18 protein-coding genes are annotated in these 24,498 nt (G+C 64.7%); 16 read left to right on the forward strand and 2 right to left on the reverse strand.

What is annotated here, in order from left to right; translation table 11 throughout:
* Positions 1–41 precede the first annotated feature (41 nt).
* The 15 genes from BVH03_RS02850 to pcaC all read left to right on the forward strand — a co-directional run bounded on the left by BVH03_RS02850 (position 42) and on the right by pcaC (position 19,802).
* A complete protein-coding gene (locus BVH03_RS02850; RefSeq protein ID WP_075959792.1) occupies positions 42–1,112 on the forward strand; it encodes a s-methyl-5-thioribose-1-phosphate isomerase in 1,071 nt (356 codons plus the stop codon).
* A gap of 224 nt (positions 1,113–1,336) precedes the next feature.
* Complete coding sequence (gyrA, locus tag BVH03_RS02855) at positions 1,337–4,144, forward strand: DNA gyrase subunit A (protein ID WP_075959793.1); 2,808 nt, start codon at positions 1,337–1,339, stop codon at positions 4,142–4,144.
* 85 nt (positions 4,145–4,229) lie between these two features.
* Positions 4,230–5,315 carry a 3-phosphoserine/phosphohydroxythreonine transaminase gene (gene serC / locus BVH03_RS02860; protein ID WP_075959794.1) on the forward strand — a complete coding sequence of 362 codons (1,086 nt, stop codon included), beginning with the start codon at positions 4,230–4,232 and terminating at the stop codon, positions 5,313–5,315.
* Positions 5,315–6,424: a prephenate dehydratase gene (gene pheA, locus BVH03_RS02865; protein ID WP_070886259.1), complete on the forward strand. Its 1,110-nt coding sequence runs from the start codon at positions 5,315–5,317 to the stop codon at positions 6,422–6,424. The genes serC and pheA overlap by 1 nt, the downstream gene beginning before the upstream one ends.
* Positions 6,425–6,510: 86 nt before the next feature.
* Entirely contained in the window at positions 6,511–7,620 is a 1,110-nt protein-coding gene (gene hisC / locus BVH03_RS02870) for a histidinol-phosphate transaminase (protein ID WP_075959795.1), read from the forward strand.
* Positions 7,617–9,857 (forward strand): bifunctional prephenate dehydrogenase/3-phosphoshikimate 1-carboxyvinyltransferase, encoded by a 2,241-nt coding sequence (locus tag BVH03_RS02875; RefSeq protein ID WP_075959796.1) that lies wholly within the window; start codon positions 7,617–7,619, stop codon positions 9,855–9,857. Before hisC ends, BVH03_RS02875 begins: the two co-directional genes overlap by 4 nt.
* Positions 9,854–10,543, forward strand: a complete 690-nt coding sequence (cmk, locus tag BVH03_RS02880) for a (d)CMP kinase (protein ID WP_075959797.1) — start codon at positions 9,854–9,856, stop codon at positions 10,541–10,543. Before BVH03_RS02875 ends, cmk begins: the two co-directional genes overlap by 4 nt.
* Positions 10,544–10,681: 138 nt before the next feature.
* Positions 10,682–12,367 carry a 30S ribosomal protein S1 gene (gene rpsA, locus BVH03_RS02885; RefSeq protein ID WP_075959798.1) on the forward strand — a complete coding sequence of 562 codons (1,686 nt, stop codon included), beginning with the start codon at positions 10,682–10,684 and terminating at the stop codon, positions 12,365–12,367.
* A gap of 233 nt (positions 12,368–12,600) precedes the next feature.
* Positions 12,601–13,452: a CoA transferase subunit A gene (locus tag BVH03_RS02890; protein ID WP_075959799.1), complete on the forward strand. Its 852-nt coding sequence runs from the start codon at positions 12,601–12,603 to the stop codon at positions 13,450–13,452.
* A complete protein-coding gene (locus BVH03_RS02895) occupies positions 13,452–14,234 on the forward strand; it encodes a CoA-transferase subunit beta (protein ID WP_075959800.1) in 783 nt (260 codons plus the stop codon). The genes BVH03_RS02890 and BVH03_RS02895 overlap by 1 nt, the downstream gene beginning before the upstream one ends.
* Positions 14,231–15,436 (forward strand): 3-oxoadipyl-CoA thiolase, encoded by a 1,206-nt coding sequence (gene pcaF, locus BVH03_RS02900; protein ID WP_075959801.1) that lies wholly within the window; start codon positions 14,231–14,233, stop codon positions 15,434–15,436. The genes BVH03_RS02895 and pcaF overlap by 4 nt, the downstream gene beginning before the upstream one ends.
* Before the next feature lie 396 nt (positions 15,437–15,832).
* The gene (locus tag BVH03_RS02905) at positions 15,833–17,146 is read left to right on the forward strand and encodes an MFS family transporter (protein ID WP_075959843.1); all 1,314 of its coding nucleotides are present in this window, start codon (positions 15,833–15,835) and stop codon (positions 17,144–17,146) included.
* An 18-nt stretch (positions 17,147–17,164) separates the two neighbouring features.
* Positions 17,165–18,529: a 3-carboxy-cis,cis-muconate cycloisomerase gene (locus tag BVH03_RS02910; protein ID WP_075959802.1), complete on the forward strand. Its 1,365-nt coding sequence runs from the start codon at positions 17,165–17,167 to the stop codon at positions 18,527–18,529.
* A 25-nt stretch (positions 18,530–18,554) separates the two neighbouring features.
* Positions 18,555–19,346 carry a 3-oxoadipate enol-lactonase gene (pcaD, locus tag BVH03_RS02915; protein WP_075959803.1) on the forward strand — a complete coding sequence of 264 codons (792 nt, stop codon included), beginning with the start codon at positions 18,555–18,557 and terminating at the stop codon, positions 19,344–19,346.
* A gap of 57 nt (positions 19,347–19,403) precedes the next feature.
* The gene (gene pcaC / locus BVH03_RS02920; protein WP_075959804.1) at positions 19,404–19,802 is read left to right on the forward strand and encodes a 4-carboxymuconolactone decarboxylase; all 399 of its coding nucleotides are present in this window, start codon (positions 19,404–19,406) and stop codon (positions 19,800–19,802) included.
* 54 nt (positions 19,803–19,856) lie between these two features.
* Here the strand turns inward: pcaC and BVH03_RS02925 are convergent, their stop codons facing one another.
* A complete protein-coding gene (locus BVH03_RS02925) occupies positions 19,857–21,578 on the reverse strand; it encodes an FAD-dependent oxidoreductase (RefSeq protein ID WP_075959805.1) in 1,722 nt (573 codons plus the stop codon).
* A gap of 157 nt (positions 21,579–21,735) precedes the next feature.
* Here BVH03_RS02925 and BVH03_RS02930 point away from each other — a divergent pair, with 157 nt between their 5' ends.
* A complete protein-coding gene (locus BVH03_RS02930; protein WP_075959806.1) occupies positions 21,736–23,502 on the forward strand; it encodes an ABC transporter transmembrane domain-containing protein in 1,767 nt (588 codons plus the stop codon).
* 141 nt (positions 23,503–23,643) lie between these two features.
* Here the strand turns inward: BVH03_RS02930 and folE are convergent, their stop codons facing one another.
* On the reverse strand, positions 23,644–24,204 hold the full coding sequence (gene folE / locus BVH03_RS02935) for a GTP cyclohydrolase I FolE (RefSeq protein WP_075959807.1): 561 nt from the start codon (positions 24,202–24,204) through the stop codon (positions 23,644–23,646).
* Between the last annotated feature and the right edge of the window lie 294 nt (positions 24,205–24,498).

Raw genomic sequence — 24,498 nt, forward strand, 5'->3', positions numbered from 1 at the left:
GCCCGGCGTATACTGGCCGGCTTTCTAGGATGGAGTAGGTGATGCGCGAGCGTTTGCTGGCTGCCGAACAGGTCGTGGGGTTCGTCTGGCGCGAGGGGGCGCTGCACGTGCTCGATCAGCGCCGCTTGCCCGGCGAGCAGGTCTGGCACGCCTGTCACTCGGTAGCGGCGGTGGCCGCCATGCTGGCCGAGGGTGCGCTGCCGGGCGTTGCCGCGCAGGTGATCTGCAGTGGTTATGGGTTGGTGCTGGGCGCCCGACAGCGCGCGGACGAGGGCGCCGACTGGCGCGCCGGGCTGCAGGTCGATATCGACGCCTTGTGCGCAGCCGGCTTGCCGTTCGAGGAAGGCGAACGCCTGCTGGCCCGCATGCAGCAGCGCCTGGCGACCCTCAAGCCTGGCACCCAGGCCTTGGCCGTGCTGGAGGATGAAGCCGGCGGCGCACACCTGCGTGATCGCGAAGCCAATCTGGCCATGGCCCAGCTGGGTGTGGAGCTGATCCGCGGCTTCCAGGGCAACCTGCAGAACCTGCTGAGCATCGGCAATGCTGGCGCGATGGCTGGCGGTGGCATCGGTACGGCCCTCGGCGTGATGCGCGCGGCGCAGCTCGAAGGGTTGCTGGAACGCTGCTACCTGGGTGAAAGCCGGCCGTTCCTGCAGGGCGCACGCCTGGCTGCCTGGGAGCTGCATCAGGAAGGTATCGCCGTGGCGTTGAGCGCCGATGCGGCGCTCGCCCATGTCATGAAGGAGCGCGGCATTACCTGGGCCATCGTCGGCGCCGAGCGGATCGCCGCCAATGGCGACGTGCTGGGCGTGATCGGCACCTATCAGCTGGCCGTGGCGGCCATGCACCATGGCGTGCGGCTGATGGTGGTGGCGCCGAGCGCGGTCATCGACCTGCAGCAGGACAGCGGTGAGGAGAGTTTTCACGACCTCGGCCACGGCCCGCTGGCCTATTCGCCCCGCGAGCGCATCAAGGGCGTCGACCACGTGGCGCCGCGCCATGACGTGACCCCCGCCGATCTGGTGGATTTTCTGGTCACCGAGCGTGGGGTGGTCGAGCGCCCGGATGCCGCCAAGCTCAGCCAGCTGATGTGTCGCAAGCGGCTGCATTGAGCGCCTGGCTACATGAGCTGCGGGGATAGGTGCAGGGCGCGCTTTGTGGTAAGCTCCGGCAGTTTTCAGGGGCACCGCCTGCGGCTGCCGTCACTGCTCGAATGCATGACATAACGTATTGATTTGTCGTGAGTCGTCGCTGGCCTGATGCCATCGCGACGCGCTTCGCCAGGCTCCAGATGAGCCGGGCGGAGTTTCATCAGAAAAAAGGAATCAGGCTACTCATGGGCGAACTGGCCAAAGAAATCCTCCCGGTCAACATCGAAGATGAACTGAAACAGTCGTACCTCGACTACGCCATGAGCGTGATCGTCGGGCGTGCCTTGCCGGATGCGCGCGACGGCCTCAAGCCCGTGCATCGCCGGGTGCTGTTCGCCATGAGCGAGCTGGGCAACGACTGGAACAAGCCCTACAAGAAATCCGCCCGTGTGGTCGGTGACGTGATCGGTAAATATCACCCGCACGGTGATACCGCCGTCTACGACACCATCGTACGGATGGCGCAGCCATTCTCGCTGCGCTACCTGCTGGTCGACGGCCAGGGCAACTTCGGTTCGGTGGACGGCGACAACGCCGCGGCCATGCGATACACCGAAGTGCGCATGACCAAGCTGGCGCACGAGCTGTTGGCCGACCTGCACAAGGAAACCGTCGACTGGGTGCCCAACTACGACGGTACCGAGCAGATCCCGGCGGTCATGCCGACCAAGATCCCCAACCTGCTGGTCAACGGTTCCAGCGGTATCGCCGTGGGCATGGCCACCAACATCCCGCCGCACAACCTGGGCGAAGTGATCGATGGCTGCCTGGCGCTGATCGACAACCCGGAGCTGACCGTCGATGAGCTGATGCAGTACATCCCCGGGCCGGACTTCCCGACCGCGGGCATCATCAACGGCCGCGCCGGTATCGTCGAAGCCTACCGCACCGGCCGTGGGCGGATCTACATCCGTGCCCGCGCCGAAGTCGAAGACATCGACAAGGTCGGCGGTCGCCAGCAGATCGTCGTCACCGAGCTGCCGTACCAGCTGAACAAGGCCCGCCTGATCGAGAAGATCGCCGAGCTGGTCAAGGAGAAGAAGCTCGAAGGCATCACCGAGCTGCGCGACGAGTCCGACAAGGACGGCATGCGCGTGGTCATCGAGCTGCGCCGCGGCGAAGTGCCCGAGGTGATCCTCAACAACCTGTACGCCCAGACCCAGATGCAGAGCGTGTTCGGCATCAACGTGGTGGCGCTGATCGACGGCCAGCCGAAGATCCTCAACCTCAAGGACATGCTCGATGCCTTCATCCTGCACCGTCGTGAGGTGGTCACTCGCCGTACCGTATTCGAACTGCGCAAGGCCCGTGAGCGTGGCCACATCCTCGAAGGTCAGGCGGTCGCGCTCTCCAACATCGACCCGGTCATCGCCCTGATCAAGGCCTCGCCGACGCCGTCCGAAGCCAAGGAAGCGCTGATTTCCACCGCCTGGGAATCCACCGCCGTGGAAGCCATGGTCGAGCGCGCCGGTGCCGATTCCTGCCGCCCGGAAGGTCTCGATGCGCAATACGGCCTGCGCGACGGCAAGTACTACCTGTCGCCGGAACAGGCCCAGGCGATCCTCGACCTGCGCCTGCATCGCCTGACCGGCCTGGAGCACGAGAAGCTGCTGGCCGAGTATCAGGAGATCCTCAACCAGATCGGCGAGCTGATCCGCATCCTGACCAGCGCCGTGCGCCTGATGGAAGTGATTCGCGAGGAGATGGAAGCGGTCAAGGCCGAGTTCGGCGACAAGCGTCGTACCGAAATTCTCGATTCGCGTCTGGACCTGACCCTGGGTGACATGATCCCGGAAGAAGAGCGCGTGGTGACCATCTCCCACGGCGGCTACGCCAAGACCCAGCCGCTGACCGCCTACCAGGCCCAGCGCCGCGGCGGCAAGGGCAAATCGGCCACCGGCATCAAGGACGAGGATTACATCGCCCACCTGCTGGTCGCCAACAGCCACGCCACGCTGCTGCTGTTCTCCAGCAAGGGCAAGGTGTACTGGCTGAAAACCTACGAAATTCCCGAAGCGTCCCGTGCCGCCCGCGGCCGCCCATTGGTCAACCTGCTGCCGCTGGAAGAGGGTGAATACATCACCACCATGCTGCAGATCGACCTCGAAGCCCTGCAGCAGCAGGCCGGCGCCGATGACGTGGACGACAGCGACGACGCCGTGCTCGAAGGCGAGATCGTCGAAGCCGAGGAAGTGGTCGAAGCCGCCGAGGTCGAGGAAGTCGAAGGCGAGACCGCCGAGCTGGTGGCCGAGCCGACTGGCGCCTACATCTTCATGGCCACCGCCTCCGGTACCGTGAAGAAAACCCCGCTGGTGCAGTTCAGCCGCCCGCGTTCCAACGGCCTGATCGCCCTGAAACTGAAGGAAGGCGACACCCTGATCGCCGCCGCCATCACCGACGGTGCCAAGGAAGTCATGCTGTTCTCCAGCGCCGGCAAGGTGATCCGTTTCGCCGAGAGCGTGGTGCGCGTCATGGGCCGTGGTGCCCGTGGTATCCGCGGCATGCGTATCGGCAAGGATCAGCGCCTGATCTCCATGCTGATTCCCGAGTCCGGCGCGCAGATCCTCACTGCCTCCGAGCGTGGCTTCGGCAAGCGTACCGCGCTGTCCAAGTTCCCGCGTCGCGGCCGCGGCGGCCAGGGCGTGATCGGCATGATCACCAAGGAGCGTAACGGCCCGCTGATCGGCGCCATCCAAGTGCAGGACGGCGAGGAGATCATGCTGATTTCCGACCAGGGCACCCTGGTACGTACCCGTGTCGACGAAGTGTCCAGTTCCGGCCGTAACACCCAGGGCGTGACCCTGATCAAGCTGGCCAAGGACGAGAAACTGGTTGGCCTGGAGCGCGTGCAGGAGCCGTCCGAGGAGGACATCGAGGAAGCGCTGGACGAAGAGGGCAATCTGATCGTTGTCGCCGAAACCGATGAAGCGGTTGCTGGCGACGAGCCGGCAGCAGAAGGTGACGAGCCAGCAGCAGAAGATCGCGACGCCTAACCGCGCCGCTCTGCCTGCCGTGTTATGGCACTGCAGGCAGCATTTCGCCAGATAGATGTAGCAAACAGTCAAGCGAGAGTGAATTGTGAGCAAGCGAGCCTTTAACTTCTGCGCCGGCCCGGCCGCGCTTCCCGAAGCCGTTCTGCAGCGTGCCCAGGCCGAGTTGCTCGACTGGCAGGGCAAGGGCCTTTCCGTCATGGAAATGAGCCATCGTGGCGACGACTACGTGGCCATCGCCGAAAAGGCCGAGCAGGACCTGCGCGACCTGCTGAGCATTCCCTCCGACTACAAGGTGCTGTTCCTGCAGGGCGGGGCGAGCCAGCAGTTCGCCGAGATTCCGCTCAACCTGCTGCCCGAAGACGGCACCGCCGACTATATCGATACTGGCATCTGGTCGAAGAAGAGCATCGAAGAGGCGCGCCGCTACGGCAACGTCAATGTCGCTGCCAGCGCCAAGCCTTACGATTACTTCGCCATTCCCGGGCAGAACGAGTGGCAGTTGTCGGAAGACGCCGCCTATCTGCACTACGCCAGCAACGAAACCATCGGCGGCCTGCAGTTCGACTGGATCCCCGAGACCGGCGACGTACCGCTGGTGGTCGACATGTCCTCGGACATCCTGTCCCGTGAAGTGGACATCTCCAAGTTCGGCCTGATCTACGCTGGCGCCCAGAAGAACATCGGCCCCAGCGGCCTGGTGGTGGCGATCATTCGCGAAGACCTGCTCGGTCGTGCGCGCAGCAGTTGCCCGACCATGCTCAATTACAAGATCGCCGCCGATAATGGCTCGATGTACAACACCCCGGCGACCTTCAGCTGGTACTTGTCCGGCCTGGTCTTCGAGTGGCTGAAGGAGCAGGGCGGGGTTGCCGCCATGGAGCAGCGCAACAAGGCCAAGAAGGACCTGCTGTACAAGACCATCGACGCCAGCGAGTTCTACAGCAACCCGATCGCCAAGAACGCCCGCTCGTGGATGAACGTGCCGTTCCGCCTGGCTGACGAGCGCCTCGACAAGCCGTTCCTGGCTGGCGCCGACGCCCGCGGCCTGCTCAACCTCAAGGGTCACCGTTCGGTTGGCGGCATGCGCGCCTCCATCTATAACGCCGTGGGCCTGGATGCGGTCGAGGCGCTGGTCGCCTACATGGCGGAGTTCGAGAAGGAGCACGCCTGATGAGCAACGACGCCAACACCGACCAGGCGCTGCAGGCCCTGCGCCTGCGCATCGACAGCCTGGACGAGAAGATCCTCGAGCTGATCAGCGACCGTGCGCGCTGCGCCGAAGAAGTGGCGCGGGTGAAGATGGCGACCCTGGCCGAAGGCGAGGTGCCGGTGTTCTACCGCCCCGAGCGTGAGGCGCAGGTGCTCAAGCGGGTGATGGAGCGCAACCGCGGGCCATTGGGCAACGAGGACATGGCGCGGCTGTTCCGCGAGATCATGTCGTCCTGCCTGGCCCTGGAGAACCCCCTCAAGGTCGCTTACCTCGGCCCGGAGGGCACCTTCTCCCAGGCGGCGGCAATGAAGCATTTCGGTCACGCGGTGATCAGCCAGCCCATGGCGGCGATCGACGAAGTGTTCCGCGAGGTGGTGGCCGGCGCCGTCAATTTCGGCGTGGTGCCGGTGGAGAACTCTACCGAGGGTGCGGTCAACCACACCCTGGACAGCTTCCTCGAGCACGATCTGGTGATTTGCGGCGAAGTGGAGCTGCGCATCCACCATCACCTGCTGGTCGGTGATGCCACCAAGACCGACCGCATCACCCGCATCTACTCCCACGCCCAGTCCCTGGCCCAGTGCCGCAAGTGGCTGGACGCCCATTACCCGAACGTCGAGCGCGTGGCAGTTTCCAGCAACGCCGATGCGGCGCGCCGGGTGAAGAGCGAGTGGAACTCGGCGGCGATTGCCGGCGACATGGCCGCCAACCTGTACGACCTGACCCGCCTGGCCGAGAAGATCGAGGATCGCCCGGACAACTCCACGCGCTTTCTGATCATCGGCAATCAGGAAGTGCCGCCCACCGGCGATGACAAGACCTCGGTGATCGTTTCGATGCGCAACAAACCCGGTGCCCTGCACGAGCTGCTGGTGCCGTTCCACCAGAACGGCATCGACCTGACCCGCATCGAAACCCGCCCGTCGCGCAGCGGCAAGTGGACCTACGCCTTCTTCATCGACTTCGTCGGCCATCACCGCGACCCGCTGATCAAGGACGTGCTGGAAAAAATCAATGGGGAAGCCGTGGCGCTCAAGGTGCTGGGCTCCTATCCCAAGGCAGTACTTTAATTTGTGGCTACAGGCTACAGGTTGCAGGCTACAGGCGACGATCGGCTTGTACCCGCAGCCTGAGGCCTGCAGCCTGAGGCCTGTTTATGTCCTGTGATTTCATTGCCCTGGCCCAGCCAGGCGTACAGAAACTGTCCCCCTACGTGCCAGGCAAGCCGGTCGACGAGTTGGCCCGCGAGCTGAACATGGACCCGGCCAGCATCGTCAAGCTGGCCAGCAACGAGAACCCGCTGGGCCCGAGCCCCAAGGCGCTGGCGGCAATCCGCGCCGAGCTGGACGAGCTGACTCGCTACCCGGATGGCAATGGCTTCGCCCTGAAGACCCTGCTGGCCGAGCGCTGCGGCGTGACCACTGCCCAGGTCACCCTGGGCAACGGCTCCAACGACATCCTCGAGCTGGTTGCCCGCGCGTACCTGGCGCATGGCCTGAACGCCGTCTTCAGCGCACACGCGTTTGCCGTCTACCCGATCGCTACCCAGGCCGTCGGTGCCCAGGCCAAGGTCGTTCCAGCGGTGAACTTTGGCCATGACCTGCCAGCCATGCTGGCGGCCATCGATGCCAATACCCGGGTGGTGTTCATTGCCAACCCCAACAACCCGACCGGCACCTGGTTCGGCAAACAGGCACTGGGTGATTTTCTCGCCGCCGTGCCGGAAAACGTGTTGGTGGTGCTGGATGAGGCCTATATCGAATACGCCGACGGCGACGAGCTGCCAGACGGCCTGGATTACCTGGCCGCTCACCCCAACCTGCTGGTCTCGCGCACCTTCTCCAAGGCCTACGGCCTGGCCTCGCTGCGCGTCGGCTACGGCCTGAGCCGACCGGACGTGGCCGACGTACTGAACCGCGTCCGCCAGCCGTTCAACGTCAACAGTTTCGCCCTGGCGGCGGCCTGCGCGGCGTTCGACGATACCGAGTACCTGGCGCGCAGCCGCGAGATCAACAGCGCCGGCATGCTGCAGCTGCAGGAAGGTTGCCGTGAGCTGGGCCTGAGCTGGATTCCGTCGAAAGCCAACTTCCTGGCCATTGACTTCGGTCGTGATACCGCGGCGATCAACAGGGGCCTGCTGCGCGAAGGCGTGATCGTGCGCCCGGTCGCCGGCTACGGCATGCCCAACCACCTGCGCGTTTCCATCGGCCTGCCGGCCGAGAACGCCCGCTTCCTGGAAGCGCTGCGCCAGGTGCTGAACGCGTGATCGAACGCCATGCACCTGTGAAACCGCTGGTCGAGCGCCTGGTCGTCGTCGGCCTGGGGCTGATCGGCGGCTCCTTCGCCAAGGGCCTGCGCGCCCGCGGCGTGTGCCGTGAAGTGGTGGGCGTCGACCTGGATGAGCCGTCGCGGCGCCTGGCCGTCGAGCTTGGCGTCGTCGACCGCTGCGAAGAGGTACTGGCCACCGCCTGTCAGGGCGCCGACGTGATCATGCTGGCCGTGCCTATCCTGGCCATGGAGCGCGTGCTCGGCGAATTGGCCAAGCTGGATCTGGGCGATGCCATCCTTACCGATGCCGGCAGCGCCAAGGGCAACGTGGTGCGCGCTGCCGATGCGGTGTTCGGCGGCGTGCCGGCGCGGTTCGTGCCGGGCCACCCGATTGCCGGCTCCGAGCAGAGCGGGGTGGAAGCAGCCAATGGCGAGCTGTTCAAACGCCACAAGGTGATTCTCACGCCGCTGGCGCAGACCGACGCCCTGGCCCTGCGGCGCGTCGACCAGTTGTGGCGCGAGCTGGGTGCCGATGTCGAGCACATGCAGGTCGAGCACCACGACCAGGTCCTCGCGGCCACCAGCCACTTGCCCCATCTGCTGGCCTTCGGCCTGGTCGACTCGCTGGCCAAACGCAACGAAAACCTGGAGATTTTCCGCTACGCCGCCGGCGGCTTCCGCGATTTCACGAGAATCGCCGGCAGCGACCCGGTCATGTGGCACGACATTTTTCTCGCCAATCGCGAGGCCGTGCTGCGTACCTTGGATGTATTTCGCGACGACCTCGACGCCTTGCGCGACGCGGTCGACGCAGGGGACGGGCATCATCTGCTGGGCGTGTTCACCCGCGCCCGCGTGGCCCGCGAACATTTCAGCAAAATACTGGCCCGCCGGGCCTATGTGGACGCTATGCACTCGAACGATTTGATTTTCCTGGCAAATCCTGGCGGCAAGGTCGCCGGCCGCATCCGCGTACCGGGCGACAAGTCCATCTCGCACCGCTCGATCATGCTCGGCTCGCTGGCCGAGGGCACGACCGAGGTCGAAGGTTTTCTGGAGGGCGAAGATGCCCTGGCGACCCTGCAGGCCTTTCGCGACATGGGCGTGGTCATCGAGGGCCCGCACCATGGCCGCGTGACCATCCATGGCGTCGGCTTGCACGGCTTGAAGCCGCCACCCGGCCCGATCTACGTCGGCAACTCCGGCACCTCGATGCGTCTGCTCTCCGGCCTGCTGGCTGGCCAGCCGTTCGACGTGACCATGACAGGCGACGCCTCGCTGTCCAAGCGCCCGATGAACCGCGTGGCCAACCCGCTGCGGGAAATGGGCGCCGTGGTCGAGACCGGCCCGGACGGCCGTCCGCCGTTGACCATCCGTGGCGGCAGCAAGCTCAAGGCGTTGACCTACACCCTGCCGATGGCCAGTGCCCAGGTGAAATCCTGCCTGCTGCTGGCTGGCCTGTACGCCGAAGGCGTGACCACCGTGACCGAGCCGGCGCCGACCCGCGACCACACCGAGCGCATGCTGCGTGGCTTCGGTTACGCGGTTCAGTCCAACGGCCCGGCGGCCTCCCTGCAGGCTGGCGGCAAGCTGACCGCCACCCGCATCGAAGTGCCGGCGGACATTTCTTCGGCGGCGTTCTTCCTGGTCGCGGCGTCCATTGCCGAAGGTTCCGACCTGCTGCTCGAGCACGTCGGCATCAACCCGACCCGTATCGGCGTGATCGAGATCCTGCGCCTGATGGGCGGCGACATCGGCCTGGAAAACCAGCGTGAAGTCGGCGGTGAGCCGGTGGCCGACCTGCGCGTGCGTGGCGCCAAGCTCAAGGGCATCGAGATTCCCGAGGCGCTGGTACCGCTGGCCATCGACGAATTTCCGGTGCTGTTCGTCGCCGCGGTCTGCGCCGAAGGGCGTACCGTGCTGCGCGGCGCCGAAGAGCTGCGGGTCAAGGAGTCCGACCGCATTCAGGTGATGGCCGACGGCCTCACCAGCCTGGGCGTGAAAGTCGAGCCGACGGCGGACGGCATCATCATCGACGGCGGCCAGGCTATCGGCGGCGGCGAGGTGTACAGCCACGGTGATCACCGCATCGCCATGGCCTTCAGCGTCGCCTCGCTGCGCGCCACCGCGCCGATCCGCATCCACGACTGCGCCAACGTCGCCACCTCGTTCCCCAACTTCCTGGCCCTGGCCGAACAGGTGGGTATGCGTGTCGCCGTGGAGGGCAAGCAATGAGTCTGAATGCACCGGTCATCACCATCGACGGGCCAAGCGGCTCGGGCAAGGGCACCGTTGCCGGCCTGTTGGCCAAGCAACTGGGCTGGAACCTGCTGGACTCCGGTGCGCTGTACCGCCTCCTGGCGTTCTGCGCCGGCAACCACGGTGTCGATCTGGCCAACGAGGACTCGCTGAAACTGCTGGCTGCGCATCTGGACGTGCAGTTCCTCGCTGCCAGCGATGGCAAGCCGCAGCGCATCATCCTCGAGGGCGAGGAGGTGACCGACGCCATCCGCAACGAGCAGGTCGGCGCCGGGGCGTCCCAGGTCGCCGCACTGCCAGCGGTGCGTGAAGCCCTGCTGCAGCGCCAGCGTGCGTTTCGCGAGGCGCCGGGCCTGGTGGCCGATGGCCGCGACATGGGCACGGTGGTGTTCAGCGATGCGCCGCTCAAGGTTTTCCTGACCGCCAGCGCCGAGGAGCGGGCCAATCGACGTTACCTGCAGTTGAAGGCCAAGGGCGATGATGTTACTCTCGCGAGTCTTCTCGATGAGATTCGGGCGCGCGACGAGCGCGATACCCAGCGCGCAGTGGCTCCGCTCAAGCCGGCAGCCGATGCGATCCAGCTGGATTCCACCGAATTGTCCATCGAGCAGGTGCTGGAAAGAATCCTGAGCGAAGTCGCCAATCGCGACCTCGCCGGTTGAAAAGAGCCAGTTCCGGCTCGCAAGGGAGGCATACGGGAGACCAGTCCCAGTCCCGTAGGCCTCTTTTTAAATGAATAAACCCGCATAGTCTGGAATGCGGAGCAGGGCGAATCCCCGCCCGACCCAACAGGAATCAACATGAGCGAAAGCTTTGCAGAACTTTTTGAAGAAAGCCTGAAGTCCCTCGACATGCAGCCGGGTGCCATCATCACCGGCATCGTGGTCGACATCGACGGCGACTGGGTTACCGTTCACGCTGGCCTGAAGTCCGAGGGCGTCATCCCTCTGGAGCAGTTCTTCAACGAACAAGGCGAGCTGACCATCAAGGTCGGTGACGAAGTACACGTAGCGCTGGACGCGGTCGAAGACGGCTTCGGTGAAACCAAGCTGTCCCGCGAAAAAGCCAAGCGCGCCGAGTGCTGGATCGTTCTGGAAGCAGCTTTCGCCGCTGAGGAAGTGGTCAAGGGCGTTATCAACGGTAAGGTTAAAGGCGGCTTCACTGTCGACGTTAACGGCATCCGTGCGTTCCTGCCAGGTTCCTTGGTCGATGTCCGTCCGGTGCGTGATACCACTCACCTGGAAGGCAAAGAGCTGGAATTCAAGGTCATCAAGCTCGATCAGAAGCGCAACAACGTTGTCGTTTCCCGTCGTAGCGTCCTGGAAGCCGAAAACAGTGCCGAGCGCGAAGCGCTGCTGGAATCGCTGCAGGAAGGCCAACAGGTCAAGGGTATCGTCAAGAACCTCACCGACTACGGCGCATTCGTGGATCTGGGTGGCGTCGACGGCCTGCTGCACATCACCGACATGGCCTGGAAGCGTATCAAGCACCCGTCCGAGATCGTCAACGTTGGTGACGAGATCGATGTCAAGGTTCTGAAGTACGATCGTGAGCGTAACCGTGTTTCCCTGGGCCTGAAGCAACTGGGCGAAGACCCATGGGTTGCCATCAAGGCTCGTTACCCGGAAAGCACCCGCGTCATGGCGCGCGTGACCAACCTGACCGACTACGGCTGCTTCGCAGAGCTGGAAGAAGGCGTGGAAGGCCTGGTACACGTTTCCGAAATGGACTGGACCAACAAGAATATCCACCCGTCGAAAGTCGTTCAGGTTGGCGACGAAGTGGAAGTCATGGTTCTGGACATCGACGAAGAGCGTCGTCGTATCTCCCTGGGTATCAAACAGTGCAAGACCAACCCGTGGGAAGACTTCTCCGGTCAGTTCAACAAGGGTGACAAGATCTCCGGCACCATCAAGTCGATCACCGATTTCGGTATCTTCATTGGTCTGGACGGCGGCATCGACGGCCTGGTTCACCTGTCCGACATCTCCTGGAACGAAGTTGGCGAAGAAGCCGTACGTCGCTTCAAGAAGGGCGACGAGCTGGAAACCGTCATCCTGTCGGTCGACCCGGAGCGTGAGCGCATCTCCCTGGGCATCAAGCAACTGGAAGAAGATCCGTTCTCCGACTACGTTGCTGTCAACGACAAAGGCACCATTGTTCGCGGTACCGTGAAGGAAGTTGACGCCAAAGGCGCCATCATCACTCTGGCCGACGGCATCGAAGCCACTCTGAAAGCCTCCGAAATCAGCCGTGACCGCGTTGAAGACGCGCGCAACGTTCTGAAAGAAGGCGAAGAAGTTGAGGCCAAGATCATCAGCGTCGATCGCAAGAGCCGCGTGATCAGCCTGTCCGTCAAGTCGAAAGACGTTGAAGAAGAGAAAGAAGCCATTCAGAGCCTGCGCAACAAGCCAGAAGCTGCTGAAAGCACCGGTCCGACCACCATTGGTGATCTGATTCGTGCACAGATGGAAAACCAGAACTAAGTTCGTGTGATCCACAAAAAAGGGCGACTTCGGTCGCCCTTTTTCATGCCTGTAGAAAATGATTTTTGGTTCACCGGACGGGCAAACTGCCAGGTCTTATGATTGAAAAGTGATGTTCGATTATCGAACATATAAGCGATTATCGGATTGTTAGCTGACTATTGGGTGAGTACCTTGTGACCATACGGCGCAGCTGCCGGCCCAGCATCCAGAGCAACAAGACGAGAACGACCATGGCTGAGATTCTCTCCCTGCGCGAAGCGGTCGAACGCTTCGTTCACGACGGCGACACCGTTGCCCTCGAAGGCTTCACCCACCTGATCCCGACCGCTGCCTCCTTTGAGTTGATCCGTCAGAACAAGAAGGATCTGACCCTGGTGCGCATGACGCCCGACCTGGTCTATGACTTGCTGATCGGTGCCGGTTGCGCCAAGAAGCTGGTCTTCTCCTGGGGCGGTAACCCCGGTGTCGGCTCGCTGCATCGCCTGCGCGACGCGGTCGAGAAACACTGGCCGCACAAGCTGCAAATCAGCGAGCACAGCCACGCCGCCATGGCCAATGCCTACGTGTCCGGCGCCTCCAACCTGCCATTCGCGGTGCTGCGCGGCTATCAGGGTTCGGACCTGGTCAAGGTCAACCCGGACATCAAGTTCATCGAATGCCCGTTCACCGGCGAGGAGCTGGCCGCGGTGCCCAGCGTGCGTCCGGACGTCACCGTGATCCACGCCCAGAAGGCCGACCGCAAGGGCAACGTGCTGATCCAGGGCATCCTTGGCGTGCAGAAGGAAGCCGCACTGGCGGCCAAGCGTTGCATCGTCACCGTCGAGGAAATCGTCGACGACCTGCAGGCGCCGATGAACGCCTGCGTGCTGCCGACCTGGGCCATCACCGCGGTCTGCGTGGTGCCCGGGGGCGCCTACCCGTCCTACGCCCACGGTTACTACGAGCGCGACAACCGCTTCTACCAAGCCTGGGACCCGATTGCCCGCGATCGTGAAACCTTCACCGCCTGGATCGACGAATATATCCGTGGCACCGAGGATTTTGCGCAATACCAGGCGAAGGTTAACGGGGAGGCCAAGTGATGAGCGACTTCAACACCAATGAAATGATGACCGTGGCCGCCGCACGCCGCCTCGGCAATGGCAGCGTGTGCTTCGTCGGCATCGGCCTGCCGTCCAAGGCCGCCAACCTGGCGCGCCTGACCCATGCCCCGGAAGTGGTGCTGATCTATGAATCCGGCCCGATCGGTGCCAAGCCGAGCGTGCTGCCGCTGTCCATCGGTGACGGCGAGCTGGCGGAAACCGCCGACACCGTGGTGCCGACCGGCGAGATATTCCGCTACTGGCTGCAGGGCGGGCGCATCGACGTCGGCTTCCTCGGCGCCGCCCAGGTCGACAAGTTCGGCAACATCAACACCACCGTGATCGGCGACTACCACGCGCCGAAAGTGCGTCTGCCAGGCGCCGGTGGCGCGCCGGAGATTGCCGGCAGCGCCAAGAAAGTGCTGATCATCCTCAAGCAGGGGCATCGCACCTTCGTCGACAAGCTGGCGTTCATCACCTCGGTCGGCCACGGCGAGGGTGGCGACCATCGCAAGCGTCTCGGCCTGCCGGGCGACGGCCCGGTGGCGATTATCACCGACCTGTGCATCATGGAGCCGGAAGCCGACAGCAACGAATTCATCGTCACTTCGCTGCACCCAGGCGTGACCCGTGAGCAGGTGATCGAGAACACCGGCTGGCAGATCCGTTTCGCCGACAACGTGACCACCACCGAGGCGCCGAAAGCTGAGGAACTGGCTGCGCTGCGTGACCTGGAAGCGCGCACTGCCGAGGCCCACGGCCAGAAGGGAGGTGACGAATGAGCCGCGAGGTATTCATCTGTGACGCCATCCGCACGCCGATTGGTCGCCTCAATGGCGCACTGTCCGCAGTACGTGCCGACGACCTGGCGGCGATCCCGCTCAAGGCCTTGATCGAGCGTAACCCGCAAGTCGATTGGTCAGCGGTCGATGAGGTTTTCATGGGCTGCGCCAACCAGTCCGGCGAGGACAACCGCAACGTGGCGCGGATGGCGCTGCTGCTCGCCGGGTTGCCGGAAACCGTGCCGGGCGTGACCCTCAATCGCCTGTGCGCCTCGGGTATGGAAGCGGTTGGCGCTGCGTTCCGCGCCATCGCCTCGGGCGAAATGGAGCTGGCCATTGCTGCCGGCGTCGAGTCGATGACCCGCGCGCCCTACGTGATGGGCAAGGCCGACAGTGCCTACGGCCGCGCGCAGAAGCTGGAAGACACCACCCTGGGCTGGCGCTTCGTCAACCCGGCGATGAAGGAGCAGTACGGCGTCGACCCGATGCCGGTCACCGGTGACAACGTTGCCGAGGACTACGGCGTCAGCCGCGCCGACCAGGACGCCTTCGGGCTGCGCAGCCAGCAGCGTGCAGCGGCGGCCCAGGAAGCCGGTTACTACGCCGAGGAAATCGTCCCGGTGGTGATCAAGACCAGGAAGGGCGAGGTCGTCGTCGACCGTGACGAGCACCCGCGTGCCGACACCACCGCCGAAGGCCTGGCCAAGCTCAAGCCGGTCAACGGTGCGGACAAGACCGTCACCGCGGGCAACGCTTCGGGTCTCAACGATGGCGCCTCGGCGATGATCCTGGCCTCGGCCGAAGCGGTACAGAAGTACGGCCTCAAGCCGCGCGCCAAGGTACTGGGTATGGCCAGCGGTGGTGTTGCTCCGCGCATCATGGGCGTCGGCCCGGTGTCGGCGGTACGCAAGCTGCTGACCCGCCTGAACCTGGGCATCGATGCCTTCGACGTGATCGAGTTGAACGAGGCCTTCGCGGCCCAAGGCCTGGCGGTCACCCGTGACCTCGGATTGGCGGACGACAGCCCCAGGGTCAATCCGAACGGTGGTGCCATCGCCCTCGGCCATCCGTTGGGCATGAGCGGCAACCGCCTGGTGCTGACCGCCGTGCATCATCTGGAGAAAACCGGCGGCAAGCTCGGTCTGGCGACCATGTGCGTTGGTGTGGGGCAGGGGCTGGCGTTGGCTATCGAGCGGGTTTAGGGGCTGCTTGCACGGTGACGAAGCTGCCTGTCGTAGAGTGGACAACGCTCTTATTGTCCATCGCTGCGATTGCGAGACGGTGGACGGATAAAGCGCCGGCTACGCGCCCCGGTCCATCCTACGGCACTCGACCCATCTACGGTTTGATGGCCGGCCGCGTACTTTGTTGGAGGGCGCCATGTGCCCGATTCACGGGCATGGACTAGGCGTCCCCGACCGCTCCCATAGGGGCTTGTTTGAATCCAGCAACTCTCTTCAAGTTTCGTTTGTCCTCACCCGTTCACGGTCCACGACACCCTGTTCTGGCGAGGATGGGCGACTGAAAATGACGAATCATTTGGTTACATGTAGGGTCGGAGTAGGGACGGTTCCGTTTTCTACCAGTGAGTATCCATGATGAGTACTGAAGCCAGCGCGGCGTACGAAGCCCCCAACTACAGCCCGCAAGAGCGTCGCAAGCGTATCTTCGCCATCGTCGGTGCCTCGTCGGGCAACCTGGTCGAATGGTTCGACTTCTACGTGTACGCCTTCTGTGCGATCTACTTCGCGCCGGCCTTCTTTCCTTCCGACGATCCCACCGTGCAATTGCTCAACACCGCAGGCGTCTTCGCGGCCGGCTTTCTGATGCGGCCAATTGGTGGCTGGGTGTTTGGCCGCGTCGCGGACAAGTATGGCCGCAAGGTCTCGATGATGATCTCGGTGCTGATGATGTGCCTGGGCTCGCTGGCCATCGCCTGCATGCCCACCTACAGCAGCATCGGCACCCTGGCGCCCGTGCTGCTGCTACTGGCGCGCCTGTTCCAGGGCCTCTCGGTGGGCGGCGAGTACGGTACCACGGCCACCTATATGAGCGAAGTGGCGCTCAAGGGGCAGCGCGGCTTCTTCGCTTCCTTCCAGTACGTCACTCTGATCGGCGGCCAGTTGCTGGCGGTGCTGGTGGTGGTGATCCTGCAGCAGGCGCTCAGTGAAGACGAGCTGCGTGCGTGGGGCTGGCGCATTCCGTTCGTGATCGGCGCGATGGCAGCGGTGGTGGCGTTCTATCTGCGCCGTTCGCTGGATGAAACGGCCAAAGAGGACCAGATTGGCAACAAGGAATCGGGCAGCATCGCCTACCTGTTCAAGCACCACAAGGCCGCGTTCTTCACCGTGCTGGGTTACACCGCTGGTGGCTCGTTGATCTTCTATACCTTCACCACCTACATGCAGAAGTACCTGGTCAACTCGGCCGGTATGAGCGCCAAGGCCGCGAGCGGCATCATGACCGCCGCGCTGTTCCTGTTCATGGTCATGCAGCCATTGTTCGGTGCGCTGTCCGACCGTATCGGCCGCCGCACCTCGATGCTCTGGTTCGGCGCGCTGGGGGCGATCTGCACCTGGCCGATCCTCGCCTTGCTGCATACCGTGCAAAGCCCGGTGATGGCGTTCCTGCTGATCATCGCGGCACTGGCCATCGTCAGCCTGTACACCTCGATCAGCGGCCTGGTGAAGGCCGAGATGTTCCCGCCGGAGGTGCGTGCCCTGGGCGTCGGCCTGGCTTATGCGGTGGCCAACGCACTGTTCGGCGGGTCGGCCGAATACGTCGCCCTGGGGCTGAAATCCATCGGCATGGAACAGACCTTCTATTGGTACGTATCAGGCATGATGGTGCTGGCCTTTCTGGTCAGCCTGCGCCTGCCACGCCAGGCCAGTTACCTGCACCACGATCATTGACCACGGAGTGTTCGCTGTATGAGTTCAAGGCCTGCTAGCCAGCTGTTCGATGCCTACTTCACGGGCGCGCCGATGCGCCAGGTGTTCAGCGACCAGGGTCGTGTGCAGGGCATGCTCGACTTCGAGGCGGCGCTGGCTCGGGCCGAAGCGGCGGCTGGGGTGATCCCCCAGGCGGTGGTCGCCGATATCGAGGCGGCTTGCCTCGCCGAACTCTACGATTTCGACGCGCTGGCCATCGCCATCGGCAGCGCCGGCAACTCGGCGATTCCGCTGGTCAAGGCGTTGGGCAAACGCATCGCGGCGAGCAACCCTGAGGCCGAACGCCACGTGCATCTGGGCGCCACCAGTCAGGACGCCATGGACAGCGGCCTGGTGCTGCAGCTGCGTGCGGCCATCGCGCTGCTGGAGAAGGATCTGGACGCGCTGAGCCGGCAGCTGGCCACGCAGGCCCAGCGTCATGCGACAACGCCCATGGCCGGGCGCACCTGGCTGCAGCACGCCACGCCGGTGACCCTGGGTATGAAGATCGCCGGCTGGCTGGGCGCCATCGATCGCCATCGCCAGCGCCTCGACGAAATCAAACCGCGCCTGCTGTGCCTGCAGTTCGGCGGCGCTTCGGGCAGTCTGGCCGCATTGGGCGACAAGGCCTGGGCGGTGACCGGTGCGCTGGCTGCGGAGCTGGACCTGCAACTGCCCGAGCAGCCCTGGCACACCCAGCGTGATCGCCTGGTCGAGTTCGCCAGCCTGCTCGGCCTGATCGCCGGCAGCCTGGGCAAGCTGGGCCGCGACCTCAGCCTGCTGATGCAGACCGAAGCCGGCGAGCTGTTCGAGCCCTCGGCGCCGGGCAAGGGCGGCTCCTCGACCATGCCGCACAAGCGCAACCCGGTGGGCGCAGCGGTGTTGATCGGTGCTGCCACCCGTGCGCCTGGGCTGGTTGCCACCATGTTCGCGGCCATGCCCCAGGAGCACGAGCGCAGCCTGGGGCTGTGGCATGCCGAGTGGGAAACGCTGCCGGAGCTTTGCTGCCTGGTCTCTGGCGCCCTGCAACAGGCGCTGATCCTGGTGCCGGGCCTGGAAGTGGACGCCGAGCGCATGGCTGCCAACCTGGAACTGACCCGCGGCCTGGTGCTGGCCGAAGCGGTAAGCATCGCCCTGGCGCAACGCATCGGTCGCGATGCTGCCCACCATCTGGTCGAGCAATGCTGCAGGCAGGCAGTGAAGGAGGGCGCGCACCTGCGCGACGTGCTCGGCGCCAATGCCGAGGTCAGCGCGCAACTGTCCGCCGAAGTACTGGACCGCCTGCTCGACCCCGCCCATTACCTCGGCCAGGCGCAGCGCTGGGTCGACCGCGCCGTGGCCCTGCATCGCAGCGCGAATCACTGAACCGTTTTCCCGTTAGGAGATTGTCATGCCTGTCGTTTCCCTCGCTGATGGCGACCTGAATTACCTGCTCGAAGGCCCGGCCGACGCGCCGGTGCTGGTGCTGTCCAATTCCCTGGGCACCAACCTGCACATGTGGGATGCGCAGATCCCTGCGTTCACCGAGCACTTGCGGGTGCTGCGTTATGACACCCGTGGCCATGGCCAGTCGCTGGTCACGCCGGGTTTCTACAGCATCGAGCAGAACGGCCGCGACGTGCTGGCACTGCTCGATGCCCTGAACATCGACAAGGTGCACTTCTGCGGCCTGTCCATGGGCGGGCTGATCGGCCAGTGGCTGGCGATCAACGCCGCCTCGCGTCTGGATCGCCTGGTGCTGTGCAACACCGGCGCCAAGATCGGCACCGACGAGGTGTGGAACACCCGCATCGACACCGTGCTCAAGGGCGGCGAGAAGGCCATGCGCGACCTGCGTGATGCCTCCATCGAGCGCTGGTTCACCGCGCCGTTCGCCAAGGCCCAGCCGGAGAAGGTCGAGCCGATCGTCACCATGCTGGCGCAGACCTCGCCCCAGGGCTACGCCGGCAACTGTGCAGCGGTGCGCGACGCCGACTACCGCGAGCAGATCGCCACGATCGACGTGCCGACCCTGATCGTGTGCGGCACCGGTGATGCGGTGACCACCCCCGAACACGGTCGCTTCATGCAAGCGCGTATTCCGGGCGCCGAGCTGGTCGAGTTCGATGCTGCGCATCTGTCCAACGTGCAGGCTGGTGAGCTATTCACCAGGCGCGTGCTGAGCTTTCTGCAAACCAATTGAGCTGCAGTGCGTGGGCGTCGTCGCACGCCCACGCTATCAAGAGAAATGGAGCTAACCATGGACGAGAAACAACGCTACGAGGCCGGCATGCAGGTGCGCCGGGCGGTGCTGGGCGATGCCCACGTCGACCGCAGCCTGGAAAAACTGACGCCGTTCAACCAAGAATTCCAGGAGATGATCACCCGCCACGCCTGGGGCGACATCTGGACGCGCCCGGGGCTGCCGCGCCACACCCGCAGCCTGATCACCATCGCCATGCTGATCGGCATGAACCGTGAGGGTGAGTTGAGGCTGCACCTCAAGGCCGCCAAGAACAACGGCGTGACCCGCGAGGAGATCAAGGAAGTGATCATGCAGAGCGCGATCTACTGCGGCATTCCGGCTGCCAACGCCACCTTCCACCTGGCCGAGGAGCTGTGGGACGAAGTCGGCGTCGAGTCGCTGAACAAGGCCTGACGTCGTAGCGATCTGCAGAGCCCCGCCCAAGCGGGGCTTTTTGTTGTCCGGCGATTACTCGTACTCACTGACGCCCCCCGCATGCCGGGCCGCGACGTAGCCGAAGGTCAGTGCCGGGCCCAGGTTGATGCCGCCTGAGGGATAGTGACCGCCGAACACGCTGGCCATGTCGCTGCCGGCAGCGTAGAGGCCGGGGATTGGCTGGCCATCGGCATCCAGCACCCGGGCGCTGCCGTCGGTCTTGAGCCCGGCGAAGGTGCCGAAGCAGCCGGGCTGCACCTTCACCGCGTAGAACGGGCCATGCTCGATAGGCGCCACGCAGGGGTTGGCGCCAGGGTGCAGCGGGTCGCCTTGTTTGCGGTTGAAGGCGGTGCTGCCGCGGCCGAACTGCGGGTCTTCGCCATTGCGGGCATGTCGATTGAAGGCAGCCACCGTGGTCGCCAGGCCCACCGGGTCGATGCCACAGTCGAGCGCCAACTGCTCGATGGTCGCCGCACGTTGCAGGTAGCCGCTGCGCAGCATGGGCCACAGCGGTACGGGTGCCGGGCGGGCGAAGCCCAGGCCATAAAGGCGCTGGAAGCGGTGATCGCAGATCAGCCAGGAACACACCGGCTGGTCCTCGGGCACCTGTTCGATCATCGCCGCCACGTAGTCGTAATAGCCGTTAGCTTCGTTGACGAAGCGCTCGCCGCTGGCCAGCACGCCGATGATGCCGGGCTTGCCGCGCTCGATGATGTGCGGGAAGTGGCCGATGCTGCCGTCGCGGTGCGGCACCCGGGACACCGGTGCCCAGGCGACCGGCGATTGCAGCCGGGTATCGACCTGGGCACCCAGCGCTTCGCCCAGGCGCAGGCCATCGCCCGAGCATGACATTGGTGGCAGGGCCAGATTGTCGACGCCGCTGGCATCGCGGGGAAACAGCTGCTGACGGCGCAGCGGATCGTTGGCAAAACCGCCGGCCGCCAGCACCACGGCACGGGCACCGATGAAGTGCTCGCCGTCCGCACGGCGCAGGGTGGCGCCGCTGATTCGGCCATCCTCCTGATGCAGGCTGATCACCGCTGCCGACTCGATCATCGTCACGCCCAGGTCGGCGGCCGAGCGGGCCAGGCGGGCGACCAGCGCGACGCCGTTGACCAGGTGCATGGCGCGGCCATAGCGGGCCAGGTGATAGAGGTGGGTGGCGAAACGACGGGCCACGTGCCACAGCGCTCTCGGTGAGCGGGTCATGCTCAGAAAGGCGGCCAGGTCGGCGCCGGCCATGATCGGCATGCCCATGAACGAGGTTTCGCGCAGCGTCCTGCGCAGGCGCGGCAGCAGGTCGAGCACTTCACGACCGTCATAGGGCGCGGCGATCACCTGATGGCCACCGGTGGCGGCGCCGGGCGTGTCGCCATGCATGTCGGGAATGCCGTTACCATCGACGAATTGCAGGGCGGTGTGCCGCTCGAAGAACGCCACCATCTGCGGGCAGGCGTCGAGAAAGGCCCTGGCTCGCGCTTCGTCGAAATGCTCGCCCAGCTCGTGGCGCAGGTAGGTGAACGGCTGCTCGATGTCTTCCTGGATGCCGGCCCGCTGCGCCAGCGGGTTGCGCGGAACCCAGGCCCAGCCACCGGACCAGGCGGTGGCGCCGCCGAACACGGCGTCCTTTTCCACCAGCACCACGCGCTGGCCATGCCACGCTGCAGTCACCGCGGCGGCCAGCCCGGCGGCGCCCGAGCCGACCACCAGCAGGTCGCAGTGTTGAGGAAGTGGAGTTGTGGCGGCGGCGGGCATAGGCGCTCCTGGCGGCTTATGATTTTTTTGGAATCGGGTTCCATATATTAAATGGAGCGCTGATCGCCGCCAAGCGCAGGGCCCCCGCTTGATGTTTGCGCTGATAGACCCCATTTGATGGGCTGTAACCCTCTTGCTATCAGCCTTCGAGCCCGCCATGAAATCGCTTTTGTCCGGTCGCCAGCGCGGTGCCCTGCGCACATCCTGGGCGTTTATCGCCCCTTATCGCGGGCGCGTGGTCGGTGCGCTGCTGGCGCTGCTGTTCACTGCCGCCATTACCTTGTCCATGGGGCAGGGCATCAAGCTGCTGGTCGATCAGGGCCTGGCCACTCAGTCGCCGGAAGCGCTGCGCCATTCGATACTGCTGTTCTTCGTGCTCGTGCTGGCCCTGGCGGTGGGTACCTACACGCGCTTCTACCTGGTTTCCTGGCTGGGCGAGCGGGTGGTGGCAGACATCCGCAAGCGCGTGTTCGATCACCTGGTCGGCCTGCACCCCGGCTTTTACGCCCACAACCGCGCCTCGGAGATCCAGTCGCGGCTGACCGCCGATACCACCTTGCTGCAGTCGGTGATCGGCTCGTCGCTGTCGATGGCGCTGCGCAACCTGATCATGCTGGTCGGCGGCATGATCCTGCTGGTGGTCACCAATCCCAAGCTCAGCGCCATCGTGTTCGCCGCACTGCCGCTGGTGGTCGCGCCGATCCTGCTGTTCGGCCGCCGTGTGCGTGAGTTGTCGCGGCAGAGCCAGGATCGCATCGCCGATGTCGGCAGCTACGTCAGCGAAGTGCTCGGGCAGATCAAGACGGTGCAGGCCTACAACCATCAGGCCGAAGACCGCCGGCGCTTCGGCCTGTCCGCCGAGGCGGCGTTCGACACTGCCCGCAAGCGCGTCGCCCAGCGCGCCTGGCTGATCACCGTGGTGATCGTGCTGGTGCTCGGCGCCGTGGGCGTGATGCTCTGGGTCGGTGGCATGGACGTGATCGCCGGGCGAATCAGTGGCGGCGAGCTGGCGGCATTCGTGTTCTACAGCCTGATCGTCGGCTCGTCGTTCGGCACCCTCAGCGAGGTGATCGGCGAGTTGCAACGCGCCGCTGGCGCCGCCGAGCGCATCAGCGAACTGCTCAGTGCGCGCAACGAGATCCATGCGCCGCTCGACGGTGCACTGATTCCGGCCCGGCCAGCGGAGGGCCGTATCGAGGTGCAAGGCCTGTCCTTCGCCTACCCGACGCGCCCCGACAGCCTGGCGCTGCAAGACATCACACTGGCGGTGGAGCCAGGCGAAACCCTGGCCATCGTCGGCCCGTCCGGAGCGGGCAAGTCGACGCTGTTCGACCTGCTGCTGCGCTTCTACGACCCGCTGCAGGGGCGCGTTCTGATCGACGGCCTACCTATCGAGCGCCTCGACCCGCACACGCTGCGCGAGAACTTCGCGCTGGTCTCCCAGCACCCGGCGCTGTTCTTCGGCAGCGTGGCCGACAACATCCGCTACGGTCACCCGGACGCCAGCGATGCGGACGTGGAAGCCGCCGCCCGCGCGGCCCATGCCCACGAATTCATCGAGCGTTTGCCCCAGGGTTATCAGACCCATCTGGGCGATGCCGGCCTGGGGCTTTCCGGCGGCCAGCGGCAGCGCCTGGCGATTGCCCGCGCCTTGCTGGTGGATGCACCGATCCTGCTGCTCGACGAAGCCACCAGTGCGCTGGACGCCGAGAGCGAGCACCTGATCCAGCAGGCGCTGCCCGAGCTGATGCGCGGCCGCACCACTCTGGTGATCGCCCATCGCCTGGCCACGGTAAAGAGCGCCGACCGCATCGCGGTCTTCGATCAGGGGCGGTTGGTGGCACTGGGTAAACACGCCGAACTGGTCGCCAGCAACCCGCTCTATGCGCGTTTGGCCGAGTTGCAGTTCGTGGAAAAGACGTAGGGGCAGGCCTTCTGTGGGAACGGGCCATGCCCGTGAATCGCGCGCATGGCGCGCTCCCACATGCCGGTCGGGCGGGAGCATCTGCCTAGCCCCGCTATTGCGAGGTGTGGGGCAAGACGCTCTCCGTGCGAGCAAGGCGCTTCAGCTAACCAGGCTCAGGAACTCGCTGCGGGTCGCCGCGTTCTCGCGGAATTCGCCGAGCATCACCGAGGTGACCATAGAGGAGTTCTGCTTCTCCACGCCGCGCATCATCATGCACATGTGCTTGGCCTCGATGACCACCGCCACGCCCAGGGCGCCGGTGACCTGCTGGAGGGCCTCGGCGATCTGCCGGCTCAGGCTTTCCTGGATCTGCAGGCGGCGGGCGTACATGTCGACGATGCGCGCGACCTTGGACAGGCCCAGCACCTTGCCGCTGGGAATATAGGCGACGTGGGCCTTGCCGATGAAGGGCAGCAGGTGGTGCTCGCACAGCGAATACAGCTCGATATCCTTGACCACTACCATTTCGCTGGCGTCGGAGCTGAACAGCGCGCCGTTGGTGACTTCTTCCAGGGTCTTCTGGTAGCCATTGCACAGGTACTGCATGGCCTTGGCGGCGCGCTTGGGCGTGTCGAGCAGGCCTTCACGGGAAGCGTCTTCGCCGAGCTGGCCGAGAATGGCGGTGTAATGCTGTTCGAGGGTGTTGCGGCTAGAGTCCATGCGGCTTCCAGTGGTTTGCGGATATCGATTGGCGGCTGCCTGGCGCCAACGCCAGCGCGTTTACCGCGGCATCAAGCTCGGCCTAGTGGGCGAGGCGGGCAGCAATTGTAATCCGCTCGCAGCGATTTACCGAGCCTTTATGCCACTCGGTGCATCGCTGCGTCTGTCAGAACCTGTTCAAAGTCTCGCGAGCTAGAGCAATGCAAGGCGAAAACAGGCGAGGACCGGTCGGAGTCGCGCTCGACTTTACGAGCTGTAAATGAGCAGTCCGACTGGGCTGGCAATCCAGCCTGT

The sequence above is a fragment of the Pseudomonas sp. PA15(2017) genome (assembly GCF_001945395.1).
Lineage (GTDB): Bacteria > Pseudomonadota > Gammaproteobacteria > Pseudomonadales > Pseudomonadaceae > Aquipseudomonas.

Excerpts from the sequence above, each read along its gene's own strand:
- BVH03_RS02850 (WP_075959792.1), top strand. The coding sequence starts at position 42 with ATGCGCGAGCGTTTGCTGGCTGCCGAACAGGTCGTGGGGTTCGTCTGG.
- gyrA (WP_075959793.1), top strand. The coding sequence starts at position 1,337 with ATGGGCGAACTGGCCAAAGAAATCCTCCCGGTCAACATCGAAGATGAA.
- pheA (WP_070886259.1), top strand. The coding sequence starts at position 5,315 with ATGAGCAACGACGCCAACACCGACCAGGCGCTGCAGGCCCTGCGCCTG.
- hisC (WP_075959795.1), top strand. The coding sequence starts at position 6,511 with ATGTCCTGTGATTTCATTGCCCTGGCCCAGCCAGGCGTACAGAAACTG.
- cmk (WP_075959797.1), top strand. The coding sequence starts at position 9,854 with ATGAGTCTGAATGCACCGGTCATCACCATCGACGGGCCAAGCGGCTCG.
- rpsA (WP_075959798.1), top strand. The coding sequence starts at position 10,682 with ATGAGCGAAAGCTTTGCAGAACTTTTTGAAGAAAGCCTGAAGTCCCTC.
- BVH03_RS02890 (WP_075959799.1), top strand. The coding sequence starts at position 12,601 with ATGGCTGAGATTCTCTCCCTGCGCGAAGCGGTCGAACGCTTCGTTCAC.
- BVH03_RS02895 (WP_075959800.1), top strand. The coding sequence starts at position 13,452 with ATGAGCGACTTCAACACCAATGAAATGATGACCGTGGCCGCCGCACGC.
- pcaF (WP_075959801.1), top strand. The coding sequence starts at position 14,231 with ATGAGCCGCGAGGTATTCATCTGTGACGCCATCCGCACGCCGATTGGT.
- BVH03_RS02905 (WP_075959843.1), top strand. The coding sequence starts at position 15,833 with ATGAGTACTGAAGCCAGCGCGGCGTACGAAGCCCCCAACTACAGCCCG.
- BVH03_RS02910 (WP_075959802.1), top strand. The coding sequence starts at position 17,165 with ATGAGTTCAAGGCCTGCTAGCCAGCTGTTCGATGCCTACTTCACGGGC.
- pcaD (WP_075959803.1), top strand. The coding sequence starts at position 18,555 with ATGCCTGTCGTTTCCCTCGCTGATGGCGACCTGAATTACCTGCTCGAA.
- pcaC (WP_075959804.1), top strand. The coding sequence starts at position 19,404 with ATGGACGAGAAACAACGCTACGAGGCCGGCATGCAGGTGCGCCGGGCG.
- BVH03_RS02925 (WP_075959805.1), bottom strand. The coding sequence starts at position 21,578 with ATGCCCGCCGCCGCCACAACTCCACTTCCTCAACACTGCGACCTGCTG.
- BVH03_RS02930 (WP_075959806.1), top strand. The coding sequence starts at position 21,736 with ATGAAATCGCTTTTGTCCGGTCGCCAGCGCGGTGCCCTGCGCACATCC.
- folE (WP_075959807.1), bottom strand. The coding sequence starts at position 24,204 with ATGGACTCTAGCCGCAACACCCTCGAACAGCATTACACCGCCATTCTC.